Annotated in this window: 12 protein-coding genes; 8 read left to right on the top strand and 4 right to left on the bottom strand. The window is 60.0% G+C overall.

The genetic code is table 11. The features are described 5' to 3' along the window. Nucleotides 1–13: 13 nt before the first annotated feature. Nucleotides 14–187 carry a PA1571 family protein gene (locus PSH80_RS18530; protein ID WP_032863322.1) on the bottom strand — a complete coding sequence of 58 codons (174 nt, stop codon included), beginning with the start codon at nt 185–187 and terminating at the stop codon, nt 14–16. Nucleotides 188–432: 245 nt separating this feature from the next. Here PSH80_RS18530 and PSH80_RS18525 point away from each other — a divergent pair, with 245 nt between their 5' ends. Beyond that, nucleotides 433–2208, top strand: coding sequence for an ABC transporter transmembrane domain-containing protein (locus tag PSH80_RS18525; RefSeq protein ID WP_289138987.1), 1776 nt, complete (start codon nt 433–435; stop codon nt 2206–2208). 63 nt (nt 2209–2271) lie between these two features. Here PSH80_RS18525 and PSH80_RS18520 read toward each other — a convergent pair whose 3' ends face one another. Then, on the bottom strand, nt 2272–4200 hold the full coding sequence (locus tag PSH80_RS18520; protein ID WP_169989650.1) for a transglycosylase SLT domain-containing protein: 1929 nt from the start codon (nt 4198–4200) through the stop codon (nt 2272–2274). A gap of 212 nt (nt 4201–4412) precedes the next feature. Between PSH80_RS18520 and PSH80_RS18515 the strand changes: the two genes are divergently transcribed. Beyond that, nucleotides 4413–6329 (top strand): ATP-binding cassette domain-containing protein, encoded by a 1917-nt coding sequence (locus tag PSH80_RS18515; protein ID WP_057960300.1) that lies wholly within the window; start codon nt 4413–4415, stop codon nt 6327–6329. 178 nt (nt 6330–6507) lie between these two features. Here PSH80_RS18515 and PSH80_RS18510 read toward each other — a convergent pair whose 3' ends face one another. Next, a complete protein-coding gene (locus PSH80_RS18510; RefSeq protein ID WP_057438517.1) occupies nt 6508–6945 on the bottom strand; it encodes a universal stress protein in 438 nt (145 codons plus the stop codon). A gap of 95 nt (nt 6946–7040) precedes the next feature. On the opposite strand from PSH80_RS18510, the gene PSH80_RS18505 reads away from it, so the two are divergent. Next, the gene (locus tag PSH80_RS18505; protein ID WP_057438518.1) at nt 7041–7478 is read left to right on the top strand and encodes a hypothetical protein; all 438 of its coding nucleotides are present in this window, start codon (nt 7041–7043) and stop codon (nt 7476–7478) included. 105 nt (nt 7479–7583) lie between these two features. Here PSH80_RS18505 and PSH80_RS18500 read toward each other — a convergent pair whose 3' ends face one another. Continuing rightward, entirely contained in the window at nt 7584–7925 is a 342-nt protein-coding gene (locus PSH80_RS18500; RefSeq protein ID WP_157717225.1) for a hypothetical protein, read from the bottom strand. A gap of 17 nt (nt 7926–7942) precedes the next feature. Between PSH80_RS18500 and fadB the strand changes: the two genes are divergently transcribed. From fadB to PSH80_RS18475, 5 genes are all read left to right on the top strand, one after another. Further along, a complete protein-coding gene (fadB, locus tag PSH80_RS18495; RefSeq protein ID WP_057438519.1) occupies nt 7943–10090 on the top strand; it encodes a fatty acid oxidation complex subunit alpha FadB in 2148 nt (715 codons plus the stop codon). A gap of 29 nt (nt 10091–10119) precedes the next feature. Then, nucleotides 10120–11295 carry an acetyl-CoA C-acyltransferase FadA gene (gene fadA / locus PSH80_RS18490; RefSeq protein WP_005786153.1) on the top strand — a complete coding sequence of 392 codons (1176 nt, stop codon included), beginning with the start codon at nt 10120–10122 and terminating at the stop codon, nt 11293–11295. A 95-nt stretch (nt 11296–11390) separates the two neighbouring features. Then, on the top strand, nt 11391–11627 hold the full coding sequence (locus tag PSH80_RS18485) for a DUF1653 domain-containing protein (protein ID WP_029300088.1): 237 nt from the start codon (nt 11391–11393) through the stop codon (nt 11625–11627). Nucleotides 11628–11741: 114 nt separating this feature from the next. Further along, the gene (gene topA / locus PSH80_RS18480) at nt 11742–14363 is read left to right on the top strand and encodes a type I DNA topoisomerase (protein WP_057438521.1); all 2622 of its coding nucleotides are present in this window, start codon (nt 11742–11744) and stop codon (nt 14361–14363) included. Nucleotides 14364–14492: 129 nt separating this feature from the next. Further along, entirely contained in the window at nt 14493–15014 is a 522-nt protein-coding gene (locus PSH80_RS18475; RefSeq protein WP_057438522.1) for a DUF6586 family protein, read from the top strand. Nucleotides 15015–15132: the final 118 nt, after the last annotated feature.

The following is a 15132-nucleotide window of genomic DNA, read 5'->3' as shown; positions in this document are numbered from 1 at the left end:
GAGCTGGGGCGTATCAGCCTTGCTGGGCAGGCTTGACCAGTTTCTGCTCCAGTTCGGCGCAGGCGCCCTGGATCATCTCTTCGGTAATCTGCACTTCACGGCCTTGTGCATCGATGTACGAGCAAGGCAACTGCTGTGGCTGGCGGATTACTTCAACTTTGTCAGTGCTGCTGGTTTGCAAGGACATGGCCTGTCTCCTCATCAGGTTGTGTACCTACTCTAATTCCCCCGCGTGACCGAGCTGTTACAACTCCATGGCCCGTCGACGGATCGAATGCCCACTCCAGCAGAAATCACGCTGGATTTCCAGCCGGAGTTTAGACCGATAGCCTCTAGGGCCTAGTCTTGCCGAGCATAATTAACCTGACTCATTGTGATTTGCCCAAGTTCAATCCGATTGCAGTGTAGGCTTGGGGTTGTCTTCCTCAGGTGATGCTTTCCATGCTTTCAGCCCGTCAACGCCGCGCCATTCGCCTGGCCACCCGCTTTATTGCCCCCTATCGCTGGCAGGCCGTCGGCGCCTTGCTCGCGCTGATCGTTACCGCAGGCATTACCTTATCCATGGGCCAGGGCATTCGGCTGTTGGTGGACCAGGGCTTTATGACCCAATCGCCGCACCTGCTTAACCAGTCCATCGGCCTGTTCATGATCCTCGTGCTGGGCCTGGCGGTGGGCACGTTTGCGCGCTTTTACCTGGTGTCGTGGATCGGCGAGCGGGTGGTGGCGGACATTCGTCGGCTGGTGTTCAACCACCTGATCTACCTGCATCCGGGGTTCTACGAGCACAACCGCAGCTCGGAAATCCAGTCGCGCTTGACCGCCGACACTACATTGCTGCAATCGGTGATCGGCTCATCCTTGTCGCTGTTCCTGCGCAACGCGTTGATGGTGATCGGCGGGATTGTGTTGCTGTTTATCACCAACCCCAAGCTCACCAGCATTGTGGTGGTGGCGCTGCCGCTGGTGCTGGCGCCGATCCTGATCTTCGGTCGCCGCGTGCGCAGCTTGTCGCGCCAGAGCCAGGACCGGATTGCCGACGTCGGCAGCTACGTGTCCGAGACCCTGGGCCAGATCAAGACCGTGCAGGCCTACAACCATCAGGTGCAGGATGAGCAGCGCTTCGCGCGGACGGTGGAGGAGGCGTTCACCACGGCGCGCAAACGCATCGTCCAGCGTGCCTGGCTGATCACCCTGGTGATTGTGCTAGTGCTGGGTGCCGTCGGCGTGATGCTGTGGGTGGGCGGCATGGATGTGATTGCCGGGCGCATCTCCGGCGGTGAGCTGGCGGCCTTTGTGTTCTACAGCCTGATCGTCGGCAGCGCCTTTGGCACCTTGAGCGAAGTGATCGGCGAGTTGCAACGGGCTGCCGGGGCGGCAGAGCGGATCGCCGAGCTGTTGCAGTCGAGCAATGACATCCAGGCGCCGGCGACTGGTGCGATCAAGTTGCCGCAACGGGTCAGTGGCCGTCTGGAGCTGCAAGACCTGTATTTCTCCTACCCCTCGCGTCCCGATCGCTATGCCATCGAAGGCCTGAACCTGAGCGTCAAGGCTGGCGAAACCCTGGCCCTGGTCGGCCCGTCCGGGGCGGGCAAGTCCACCCTGTTCGACTTGCTGTTGCGTTTCTATGACCCGCAGCAGGGGCAGGTGCTGCTCGAAGGCCAGCCGCTGACCCATCTCGACCCGCTGGACCTGCGCCGCTGCTTTGCCTTGGTGTCCCAGAGCCCGGCGCTGTTTTTTGGCAGCGTCGAAGACAACATCCGCTACGGCAACCCGCAGGCCAGTTTTGCCCAGGTCGAAGAAGCGGCGCGCATTGCCCATGCCCACGATTTCATCCTGCAAATGCCTGACGGATACCAGACCCATCTGGGGGATGGCGGCCTGGGCCTTTCCGGCGGTCAGCGCCAACGTCTGGCCATTGCCCGGGCCTTGCTGGTGGATGCGCCCATTCTGTTGCTGGACGAGGCCACCAGCGCCCTGGACGCGCAGAGCGAGCATCTGATCCAGCAGGCGTTGCCGCAACTGATGCAGGGGCGTACCACCCTGGTGATCGCCCACCGCCTGGCCACGGTAAAAAACGCCGACCGGATTGCGGTGATGGATCAAGGGAAATTGGTCGCAGTGGGCACCCATCAGCAGCTGATTGCCAGCAACCCGCTGTATGCGCGGCTGGCGGCCCTGCAATTCAGCGATGGCCACGACGAACCCTAAAAAAATGCCCGCGTCTCACAACGCGGGCACTTGCAGCTTCAAGCGGGCAGCATTGACCGGCTGTTACTGGTCATCAAAATAACGTTCGTGCCAGTCCACCAGCGGCTGTGGCGAGTTGAGCTTCTGCCCGTAGATCACCGAATAAGACAGCACGTTCTGCACATACTGGCGGGTTTCGTCGAACGGGATGCTTTCCACCCACACGTCGAAACTCAGGTGGTCGGCACCGCGCAGCCATTGGCGTACGCGGCCAGGGCCGGCGTTGTAGGCCGCGGAGGCGAGCACGCGGTTGCCGTTGAACTGGCTGTGCACCTGGCTCAGGTAGGCGGCGCCGAGTTGGATATTCTTGTCCGGGTCCAGCACCTGCTGCGGTGACGCCAGCGGGATGCTGAACTTGCGCGCGGTTTCCTTGGCGGTGGCGGGCATCAGTTGCATCAGGCCGCTGGCGCCGACGCCGGAGCGGGCGTCATCCATAAACGCGCTTTCCTGACGGGTGATGGCGAACACCCAGCTCGAATGCAGGCCACGGACCTTGGCTTCACGCACCAGAGTGTCGCGGTGGGCCATGGGGAAGCGGATATCCAGGTCGTCCCAGTACTTGGCCTGGCTGATGGTGCGGATCGCTGGGAAGTACCACTTCATGTCGTAGGCGAGCTTGGCCTGGGCAACCATTTCGTCACGGTTGAAGTGGCGGCTGACGTGATACCACTCGCGGCGGCCGTCGACGATCTGGCCACGGGCATAAAATTCCAGGGCGCGGCGTACACCCGGGGTATTGCGCACCTTGTTGATCAGCGCCTGGCTCATGACCAGCGGCTGATTATTGAGTTGATACGGGGCCTGGGAGCGATCCGCGGCAAGGAAGCCATAAAAATCCCGCTCCTTTGCCAGGCCCTTGTACAGCACCAGTGCATGGGGGTTCTTCGGCTCGGCCAGTTCCAGGGCGCGGGCCTGCCAGTAGCGCCAGCGGTTGGTGGTGGCCAGGTCCTGGGGCAGCTTGCGGGTCAACTGGTAGGCATCTTCCCAGCGGGCCAGGCGCAGCAGCAGGCGCAGGCGCCATTCGGAGACGGTGTTGTCACGCAGTTCCGGGTCGTATTTGGTCATCACATCCAGGGCGCGCGGGTCGTAGCGGCGCGCCAGGGTCAGGCCGATTTCCCGGGCGATGGAGACTTTTTCGTCACGGGAGAAGTGCATGCTGCTGGCATACCCATCCAGCAGGGCCATGGCTTGTTCCGGATTCTGGCGCGCCAGGCGGCGCAAGCCCAGGCCGACGGCGTCGGACATGGCCGCGGTGGCCGGCAGGAAGCGTGATGGGTCGCTGAGCATGGCGGGCTTTTGCGCCACATCCACCATCAAGCGGCCCTGGGCGCCCAGGGTGGGCAAGGTTTTCACCAGGCTGTTGGCCAGCGCATAGTTACGGGCTTCGGCGGCCAGCTTGGTGCGGTCCCAGATTTTCTGTTCGGTCAATTGCCCGGCGGCGGCCCATTGGCCAAAGGTGGCATCGCAGGCGGCGGGTTGGGATTTACCGGTCATCCACAGGGCTTCGGCGGTCTTGTAGCCTTCGGCCTTGAGGTTGTGGCTCAACTGGTATTGGCCGTGGAGGCAGTCCAGTTCGGTGAAATTGAGCTTGGCGTCGTAGTACTTTTCAAAGGTCTGCCAATCGCCACGCTCGGCCAGCCAGCGCAACCAGCGCAGTTTCATCCAGTTGGCCTGGGGCAGGTCGCCATGTTTGGCCAGGAACTGTTCGATTTCCTGGTTGCTCGCGGACTTCAGGCGGGCGGTCAGTTCGTCATAGGCCAGGTAAGGCGTCAGTGGATAGTCGGCCAGGGCCTGGCTGTATTGCATGTACGGCCCGGTGTCACCTTTGGCCAGGGCGCGCTTGGCTTGGTCGTAATATTGGCGTTGGGTGGTCAGGTCCACGGCCTGGGCGGTCTGGACGGCGGTGGAGGAAAGAAGCAGGCAAGATAAAAAGCTGAAAAGGCGACTGCGCATGAGACGTCCGTGCAAAGAAATCAGGACTAGTGCCGGCGCCGCCGACACTGATTACCCCTAGCTTAGCCTTTTGCCTACAGCCGGTGAAAGCTTTGCTGGCTGCTTCGCTGAAGTTCTCAAGAAATGTCCTACAGAACGTGTCGGGCACGAAAATGCCGGCCGCTTCACCCCCCAACTCAGGTAGAATGCGCGCCCGGTTTTTGGAGAAGCGTATGACCCTGCTCAAATTCAGCGATGTGTCCCTTGCTTTCGGCGCTATGCCGTTGTTGGACAAGGTGTCCTGGCAGATCGCCCGTGGTGAGCGGGTGTGCATCATCGGCCGCAACGGCACCGGCAAGTCCAGCATGATGAAGCTGGTAAAAGGCGACCAGAAGCCCGATGACGGCTCCGTGTGGCGCGCCCCGGGCCTGAAGATCGGCGAATTGCCGCAAGAATTGCCGGTGGCCGACGAACGGACCGTGTTCGACGTGGTTGCCGAAGGCCTCGACGGTGTGGGCGCATTGCTTGCCGAATACCATCACCTGGCGCAGAACTGCGTCACCGATGCCGACCTGGACAAACTGATGCACGTCCAGCAAGACCTCGAAGCCCGTGATGGCTGGCGCTTGCAGCAATTGGTCGACAGCACCCTGAGCCGCCTGCAACTGCCGGCCGACAAGACCCTCGCCGAGTTGTCCGGCGGCTGGCGTCGCCGTGTGCTGCTGGCCCAGGCTCTGGTTTCCGAGCCGGATCTGCTGCTGCTCGACGAACCAACCAACCACCTGGATATCGGCGCGATTGCCTGGCTTGAAGAGGCCCTCAAAGACTTCCAGGGCGCCGTGCTGTTCATCACGCACGACCGTTCTTTCCTGCAGAACCTCGCCACGCGCATCCTCGAGCTGGATCGCGGCGGCCTGATCGACTGGAACGGCGACTACGCCAGCTTCCTGGTGCACAAGGAAGCCACCCTGGCCGCTGAAGAAACCGCCAACGCGCTGTTCGACAAGAAACTGGCCCAGGAAGAAGTGTGGATCCGCCAGGGCATCAAGGCCCGCCGCACCCGTAACGAAGGCCGTGTACGGGCCCTGAAAGCCTTGCGTGTGGAGCGCAGCGAACGTCGCGAGCGCACTGGCAAGGCCAATATCCAGCTCGATACCGCCGACAAGTCGGGCAAGCAGGTGATGGTCCTGGAGAACGTCAGCTTCCATCACCCGGATGGCCCGTTCCTGATCAAAGACTTCTCCATGGTCCTGCAGCGCGGCGACCGCATCGGCCTGCTGGGTGCCAACGGTACCGGCAAGACCACCCTGCTCAAGCTGATGCTCAGCGGTCTGCAACCGACCAGCGGCACTGTGGAAGAGGGGACGCGCATCGACGTGGCCTACTTCGACCAGTTGCGCCACCAGTTGGACCTGGAAAAGACCGTGATCGACAACGTCGCCGAAGGCCGCGACTTTATCGACATCGACGGCCAGAGCCGCCACGTGTTGAGCTACCTGGGCGACTTCCTGTTCAGCCCGCAACGTGCGCGCACGCCGGTCAAGGCGTTGTCTGGCGGCGAGCGTGCGCGTCTGCTGCTGGCCAAGTTGTTCAGCAAACCGGCCAACCTGCTGGTGCTCGACGAACCGACCAACGACCTCGACGTGGAAACGCTGGAGTTGCTGGAAGAGGTCCTGCTGACCTTCAACGGCACCGTACTGATGGTCAGCCACGACCGGGCATTCCTCGACAACGTGGTCACCAGCACCCTGGTCTTCGAAGGTGAAGGCAAGGTGCGCGAATACGTCGGTGGTTACCAGGACTGGCTGCGCCAGGGCGGCTCGCCGCGCCTGCTGGGCGTGACCGAGAGCAAGTCTGGCAAGGCCGACTTGAACTCTGCTGTGGTTGCACCGGCTGCTGTTGCGCCGGTTCAGGAAGCCGCGCCGGCTGCCAAGAAGAAGCTCAGCTACAAGCTGCAGCGTGAGCTCGAAGCCCTGCCGGGTGAGATCGAAGCCAAGGAAAAGCAGATTGCTGCAGTGGAGGCCGACATGGCTGACGCGGGCTTCTACCTGCGTCCGGCGGCAGAAACGGCCAAGGTCATCGAGTCCCTGGAGAAGCTGAACCAGGAGCTGGAAGTCTTGGTTGAGCGTTGGGCCGAGCTGGATGCCTGATTGATTCAGCGGCAATAAAAAACCGGTGCTCTTACGAGTACCGGTTTTTTTATATGAAATGCACTTCAACAGGTAGGAGCTGGCTTGCCGGCGATAGCGGTCTGCCAGCCACCCGATGTATCAGCTGACAGGCTGCTATCGCAGGTAAGCCAGCTCCTACATCTGATGTGCAGTGCTCTTACGAGCTTTTTACCAGCTTCACTGCCAGTACGTCGCACGGTGCGCCGTGCAATACGTCGTTGGCGGTCGAGCCCAGCAGCAACGCCAAGCCGTGGCGACCATGGCTGCCGACCACGATCAGGTCGCAGTTCTGTTCCTTGGCCAGATGATGGATTTCCTGGCGTGGCTGGCCGTAAGTCAGGTGGCTTTGGTCTTTTTTCAGTGCGGGATATTTGGCAATCAGTCGGTCCAGGCGCTCCTTGGCCTGGTCGAACTGCTGCTGTTGCAGTTGCGAAAGGTCCATCGGTACGTCGCCGCCAAAGGCCATGGCCATGGGTTCGACGATATGCACCAGCGACAGCTTCACGGTATCGCCGGCAATGGCCACGGCGCGCTTGATCACCGGATCGCACTCTTCGGTCAGATCCACGGCGACCAGAATATGTTGGTAAGTCATGAGGCGTTCCTCCAGGGGACTGCAATAAGTTCAGTATGGCTGCTTTCAAGCGGATGGGGTCAAATCCGCTCATCTAGAAATTCGGGAGTACACATATGACGGTCTGGATAGTGGTGTCAATCCTTCTAGTGGTCTTGAGCCCTCTGGCATGGCTGCGGCCCTCGCGCCACCAGAGCGGGCGCATGGCCCTGCGCATGGAGGCGCGACGCATCGGCCTGGCGATGCAACTGTCGCCCCAGGAATGGCCGCACTGGCTCAAGCAGGAGCCGCCCAGCCCCTGTGCGCAGTACTGTCGGCCACGGCGCGGCAGCAAACCCGCGCTGTGGGTTTACTGGCAGCAGGAGCCAGGTGTGTGGGTCAACCAATGGCAGGAAATCTGCGTGGACGAGAAGTTGTTGCCGCATTTTGCAACGCTGCCGGCCAATGTCTTCAAAGTGGAGGCGGACAAGCAGATGATCGCCCTGTACTGGGGCGAGAAGGGCGAGTCCAGTGACTTGCAGGCCATCAGTGCGTTACTCAAGGCCCTGGCCTGAGGCAATAAAAAGCCCGACATCATCATCGGGCTGGAGTTGGCCAGGCAGGCCGGTCATTCTGCGTTTCATCGCGCCGCGCATTCGCGCCGGCGTTCCCACATGCGGCTAGCCTAGCCGGATATCCGCCGCTGTACAGGCCTTTGCTGGCTCTTTTGGATTATTGATCAGGTGAATACCTGCGCATTGATTCGCCTTGGCGGTTATGAAATGACTGAAAAGTCGCGTTTTTACAGCGCTTTCGGGCGATTGACAATTGTCGGAATTTGGCTGAAGGTGGCGTACCCAAATCAAACGGGCGTATGAATTGAGTGTTTGTCTGTCAGGCATCTCATACATAATCCCGACTATCGCATTGGCGGGTGTGCCTGGCGCGTTGGCGTGAGCATTGACGAAATGATCAATGCCCGACCAGGGGCCAGCGTCCGATGTGTACTGTTCAGCTTCCATATCGTGGAGATCAGTTGATGATTTACGAAGGTAAAGCCATCACGGTTAAGGCTCTTGAAAGTGGCATCGTCGAATTGAAATTCGACCTCAAGGGTGAGTCCGTCAACAAGTTCAACCGTCTAACCCTGAACGAACTGCGTCAGGCCGTAGACACCATCAAGGCTGATGCATCGATCAAAGGTGTGATCGTCTCCAGCGGCAAGGACGTGTTTATCGTCGGCGCTGACATCACCGAATTCGTCGACAACTTCAAGCTGCCCGATGCCGAGCTTGTGGCTGGCAACCTCGAAGCCAACAAGATTTTCAGCGATTTCGAAGACCTCAACGTGCCGACCGTTGCCGCGATCAATGGCATCGCTCTGGGCGGCGGTCTGGAAATGTGCCTGGCTGCGGACTTCCGCGTCATGGCTTCCAGCGCGAAAATCGGCCTGCCGGAAGTCAAGCTGGGTATCTACCCGGGTTTCGGCGGTACCGTGCGCCTGCCGCGTATCATTGGTGCCGACAACGCCATCGAGTGGATCGCCGCCGGCAAGGAAAACCGTGCTGAAGACGCGCTGAAAGTCGGCGCCGTCGATGCTGTGGTTGCTCCGGAAAAACTCGCAGAAGCGGCACTGAACCTGATCAAGGGCGCCATCAGCGGCGAATTTGACTACAAGGCCAAGCGTCAGCCTAAGCTGGAAAAACTCAAGCTCAACGCCATCGAACAAATGATGTCGTTCGAAACCGCCAAGGGTTTCGTGGCCGGTCAAGCGGGCCCTAACTACCCGGCGCCGGTCGAAGCGATCAAGACCATCCAGAAAGCCGCGAACTTCGGTCGCGACAAGGCCCTGGAAATCGAAGCTGCCGGCTTCGTCAAGCTGGCCAAGACTTCTGCTGCGCAGAGCTTGATCGGCCTGTTCCTGAACGATCAGGAACTGAAGAAAAAAGCCAAGGCCTACGACGAAATCGCCAAAGACGTGAAACAGGCTGCCGTACTCGGCGCCGGGATCATGGGCGGTGGTATTGCCTATCAGTCGGCGTCCAAAGGCACGCCGATCCTGATGAAAGACATCAACGAGCACGGTATCGAGCAAGGCCTGGCGGAAGCTGCCAAGCTGCTGGTCGGCCGCGTTGATAAAGGTCGCATGACCGCTGCGAAAATGGCTGAAGTGCTTAACGGCATTCGTCCTACGCTGTCCTACGGTGATTTCGGCCACGTCGACCTGGTGGTCGAAGCGGTTGTCGAGAACCCGAAGGTCAAGCAGGCGGTACTGGCTGAAGTCGAAGCCCAGGTCAAAGAAGACACGATCCTGGCGTCCAACACCTCGACCATTTCCATCACCTTGCTGGCCAAGGCCCTCAAGCGTCCGGAAAACTTCGTCGGCATGCACTTCTTCAACCCGGTGCACATGATGCCGCTGGTAGAAGTGATCCGTGGCGAGAAGTCCAGCGAGCTGGCTGTTGCCACCACCGTTGCCTACGCCAAGAAAATGGGCAAGAACCCGATCGTGGTCAACGACTGCCCGGGCTTCTTGGTCAACCGCGTGCTGTTCCCGTACTTCGGCGGTTTCGCCAAGCTGGTCAGCGCTGGCGTGGACTTTGTGCGTATCGACAAGGTCATGGAAAAATTCGGCTGGCCCATGGGCCCGGCGTACCTGATGGACGTGGTCGGCATCGACACCGGCCACCACGGTCGCGACGTCATGGCTGAAGGCTTCCCGGACCGCATGAAGGACGACCGTCGTTCGGCTGTCGATGCACTCTACGAAGCCAAGCGCCTGGGCCAGAAGAATGGCAAGGGCTTCTACGCCTACGAGACCGACAAGAAGGGCAAGCAGAAGAAAGTTGCCGACCCATCGGTCCACGAAGTGCTGGCACCCATCGTCTACGAGCAGCGTGAGGTGTCTGACGAAGACATCATCAACTGGATGATGATCGCCCTGTGCCTGGAAACCGTACGTTGCCTGGAAGACGGCATCGTCGAAACCGCCGCCGAAGCCGATATGGGCCTGGTGTACGGTATTGGTTTCCCTCCATTCCGTGGCGGTGCGCTGCGTTACATCGACTCGATCGGTGTGGCCGAGTTCGTTGCCCTGGCTGATCAGTACGCTGATCTGGGCCCGCTGTACCACCCGACTGCGAAGCTGCGCGAGATGGCCAAGAATGGCCAGAGCTTCTTCGGTTAAGTGCCCAGACGACTAGAGCGAGAATATTTATGAGCTTGAATCCAAGAGACGTCGTGATTGTCGACTTCGGTCGTACTCCGATGGGCCGCTCCAAGGGCGGCATGCACCGCAACACCCGTGCCGAAGATATGTCGGCGCACCTGATCAGCAAGTTGCTGGAGCGTAACGTCAAGGTCGACCCGAACGAGGTCGAGGACGTGATCTGGGGCTGCGTCAACCAGACCCTGGAGCAGGGCTGGAACATCGCGCGCATGGCCTCCTTGATGACGCAGATCCCGCACACCGCGGCCGGCCAGACCGTCAGCCGCCTGTGTGGCTCGTCGATGAGCGCGCTGCACACGGCTGCCCAGGCGATCATGACCGGCAACGGTGATGTGTTCGTGGTCGGTGGCGTGGAGCACATGGGTCACGTCAGCATGATGCACGGTGTCGATCCTAACCCGCACATGTCGCTGTACGCGGCGAAAGCCTCGGGCATGATGGGCCTGACTGCGGAAATGCTCGGCAAGATGCATGGCATCACCCGTGAAGCCCAGGACGCCTTTGGCTTGCGCTCCCACCAGTTGGCCCACAAGGCGACTGTGGAAGGCAAGTTCAAGGATGAAATCATCCCGATGAACGGCTACGACGAGAACGGTTTCCTGAAACTGTTCGACTACGACGAAACCATTCGTCCGGACACCACCCTGGAAAGCCTGGCGGCCTTGAAGCCGGCGTTCAATCCAAAGGGCGGCACCGTGACAGCCGGTACGTCGTCGCAGATCACTGATGGTGCTTCGTGCATGATCGTGATGTCGGCCCAGCGTGCCCAGGACCTGGGGATCCAGCCTCTGGCGGTGATCCGTTCCATGGCCGTAGCAGGTGTGGACCCGGCGATCATGGGCTATGGTCCAGTACCGGCCACACAAAAAGCCTTGAAGCGCGCAGGTCTGAGTATCTCCGACATCGACTTCTTCGAGCTCAACGAAGCTTTCGCCGCACAGGCCCTGCCAGTGCTGAAAGATTTGAAAGTACTCGACAAGATGAACGAGAAGGTTAACCTGCACGGCGGTGCGATTGCCCTGGGCCACCCATTCGGTTGCTCCGGTGCACGTATCTCCGGCACCTTGCTTAACGTGATGAAGCAAAATGGCGGCAACCTGGGGGTTGCAACCATGTGCATTGGTCTCGGCCAAGGCATTTCCACCGTCTTCGAACGCGTCTAAGCGTTGGGTTGACGGAAGCCGGGGCCCAGTGCCCCGGTTTTTGTTTTTTGGAATTTTTAATTTTTTTTTAATAAATTTTGTAAGAGGGTCAGAGCATGAAAGTCGAACCAGGGCTCTACCAGCATTATAAAGGTCCCAAGTACCGCGTTTTTAATGTGGCACGGCACTCCGAGACCGAGGAAGAAGTGGTGTTCTACCAAGCACTGTATGGCGATTACGGCTTTTGGGTGCGTCCCTTGAGCATGTTCCTGGAGACCGTCGAGGTTGACGGCAAGCAGGTCCCGCGCTTTGCTTTGGTGCAGGTCGAACCCAGTCTTTTTTCAGGGCAATAACGGCGGGTTGCGCGCAATGCTGCGCTTGACCTCACTGTGTTGCCACTATATATAGCGTTGCCGCGTCAGGCGCCAACCGCCTTTCTCTTCTCGAATTCAGGAATTTTCCGATCCATGGGCAAATCGCTGGTCATTGTGGAATCCCCGGCTAAGGCCAAGACCATCAACAAGTACTTGGGTAACGAGTACGTGGTGAAGTCGAGTATCGGCCATATCCGAGACCTGCCCACCAGCGGTTCGGCTAGCGCCAGCAAGGAGCCTGCTGCCAAGCGCGGCAAGGCGGCTGCGGGCGAAGGTCCGGTGCTCTCGCCTAAAGAGAAGGCGCGCAAGCAGCTGGTCTCGCGCATGGGTGTGGACCCGGATCATGGCTGGAAGGCCAAGTACGAAATCCTTCCGGGCAAGGAAAAGGTGATCGAGGAGCTGCGCCGGCTCGCCAAGGATGCTGACACCATCTATCTCGCGACGGACTTGGACCGCGAAGGGGAAGCCATTGCCTGGCACCTGCGCGAAGCCATCGGTGGGGATGACAGCCGCTATAAACGCGTGGTGTTCAACGAAATTACCAAGAAGGCGATCCAGGAAGCCTTCTCCAAGCCGGGCGAGTTGGACATTGACCGCGTCAATGCCCAACAGGCGCGGCGCTTCCTCGACCGCGTCGTCGGCTACATGGTCTCGCCACTGCTGTGGGCGAAGATCGCCCGCGGCCTGTCCGCTGGCCGTGTGCAATCGGTAGCGGTCAAGCTGGTGGTGGAGCGTGAGCGCGAGATTCGTGCGTTCAACCCTGAAGAGTACTGGGAAGTCCACGCGGACCTCGGTACCGCCAAGGGCAATAACGTGCGCTTTGAAGTGGCCCGCGAGAAAGGCGAGGCCTTCAAGCCGCTCAACGAAGCCCAGGCCATGGCCGCGCTGGACAAGCTCAAGGCTTCCAGCTACAGCATCGTCAAGCGTGAAGACAAGCCCACCAGCAGCAAGCCGTCGGCGCCGTTCATCACCTCCACCCTGCAACAGGCCGCGAGCAACCGCCTGGGCTTTGGCGTGAAGAAGACGATGATGATGGCCCAGCGTCTGTACGAAGCGGGCTACATCACTTATATGCGTACTGACTCCACCAACCTGTCGGTGGACGCGGTGGCGATGGCGCGTACTTATATTGAAAGCGAGTTCGGCAAGAAGTACCTGCCGGAGAAGCCAAACGTCTACAGCAGCAAGGAAGGCGCACAAGAGGCTCACGAAGCGATTCGTCCGTCCGACGCCAATACCGAGCCAAGCAAGCTGACCGGCATGGAACGCGACGCTGAGCGCCTCTACGAGCTGATCTGGCGCCAGTTCCTGGCGTGCCAGATGCTGCCGGCGCAATACCTGTCCACCACCGTCACAGTGGGTGCCGGGGACTTCGAGCTGCGTGCCAAGGGCCGGATCCTCAAGTTCGACGGCTATACCCGCGTGATGCCGCAAATCGCCAAGCCGGGTGATGACGATGTGCTGCCAGACATGGCTCAGGGCGATGCGCTGAAGCTGATCAAACTCGATCCGAGCCAGCACTTCACCAAGCCACCACCCCGTTATTCGGAAGCCAGCCTGGTCAAGGAGATGGAAAAACGCGGTATCGGTCGTCCTTCGACCTATGCGGCGATCATTTCCACGATCCAGGACCGTGGCTACGTTGCCTTGCACAACCGTCGTTTCTATTCGGAAAAGATGGGCGATATCGTTACTGAGCGTCTGTCCGAGAGCTTCTCCAACCTGATGGACTACGGCTTTACTGCCGGTATGGAAGAGAATCTCGATGACGTGGCCCAGGGCGAGCGCGACTGGAAAAACGTACTCGACGAGTTCTACGGCGACTTCAAGAAAAAACTCGAAGTAGCCGAGAGCCCGGAAAACGGCATGCGTGCCAATCAGCCGGTGATGACGGATATTCCGTGCACCACTTGCGGTCGTCCAATGCAGATCCGTACCGCGTCGACCGGTGTGTTCCTGGGTTGCTCGGGCTACAGCCTGCCGCCCAAAGAGCGCTGCAAGGCCACCGTCAACCTGGTGCCAGGTGATGAAATCGCTGCCGATGACGAGGGTGAATCCGAGTCGCTGGTGCTGCGTGGCAAGCACCGTTGCCCGATCTGCAGCACGGCCATGGATGCCTACCTGCTGGACGAGAAGCACAAGCTGCACATCTGTGGTAACAACCCCGATTGCAACGGCTACGAGATCGAAGAAGGCACCTATCGCATCAAGGGCTATGAAGGCCCGAGCCTGGAATGCGACAAGTGCGGCAGCGAGATGCAGCTCAAGACCGGTCGTTTCGGCAAGTTCTTCGGTTGCACCAACCCGACCTGCAAGAACACCCGCAAACTGCTGAAAAGCGGTGATGCGGCGCCGCCGAAGATGGACCCGGTGAAGATGCCCGAGCTCAAGTGCGAGAAGGTCAACGACACCTATATCCTGCGTGACGGCGCTTCGGGCTTGTTCCTGGCCGCCAGCCAGTTCCCTAAAAATCGCGAAACCCGTGCGCCGCTGGTGCTGGAGATCGTGCCGCACAAGGATGAAATCGATCCGAAGTACCACTTCCTGTGCGAAGCGCCGAAGAAGGATCCCGACGGTCGCCCGGCCGTGATCCGCTACAGCCGCAAGACCAAGGAGCAGTACGTGCAGACCGAAGTGGACGGCAAGCCTACGGGCTGGAAAGCCTTCTACGACGGTGGCAAGTGGAAGGTCGAGGATAAGCGCCAGGGCGCTTGATCCAGCACCTGCGTTGAAGTAAAGGCCGCCTTCACAGGCGGCCTTTTGTTTTGCGCTTGCAGTGGACTTGTCTCATCCTTGACACTGTTCAGCCAGCATCACATCTATGTCGTTGTGGAGACTGCCGTCATGGCCAACGAACTCTATACCCGTACCAACCAGAAAATTTACTTCGCGGGTTTGTCCCTGGAAGCCCTTGGCCGCGCCGAGGAAGGAAAGGAGATGAACGCTATCGCGCTGGTCCAGGCGGGTCGAGAGTCGGCGTTGTTTCACCTGTACGGGGCCTTGCTGGGCCTGTGTCATGAAATTGCCGGCTTCTATCGTTTGCCCCAGGCGAATGCGCCACGGGCCGAGGATATCCTGACCCGTGAGGTGCAGGAGTCGCTGGCTATTCCTGAGTTGGCTGAATTGGTGGAAATGGCCCGCAGCCCAGACAGTTGGCTGGCACGCTTGTTGGCTGCGCATTCGGCGATGTTCCAGCCGCCGCGTGTGCCGCACAAGCCCAAGGGCGATGTGACCCAGCCGCTGATCGTTGCGGTCAGCCTGGAAGAAGAAGGGCCGGAGCCACTGAGCCGGGCCGAACTGGAGAGTTGGCGCCAGGAGCTGAAGAAGCTGGCGATCCGCTTTCGGGATGGATTGAACGAGTGCTGAGCCGGGTGTACTCGGCAGGCCTTTGACCATTCATCAAGCCGCACGGCAAGCTGCCTCAGATACCGAGCGATGCAGCCCTCATGCCTGATATAATGCCGGGCTATCCTGGAGAACAGAT

The organism is Pseudomonas sp. FP818, assembly GCF_030687335.1.
Taxonomy (GTDB): domain Bacteria; phylum Pseudomonadota; class Gammaproteobacteria; order Pseudomonadales; family Pseudomonadaceae; genus Aquipseudomonas; species Aquipseudomonas shahriarae.
This window is presented reverse-complemented; position numbering and strand designations above follow the sequence as displayed.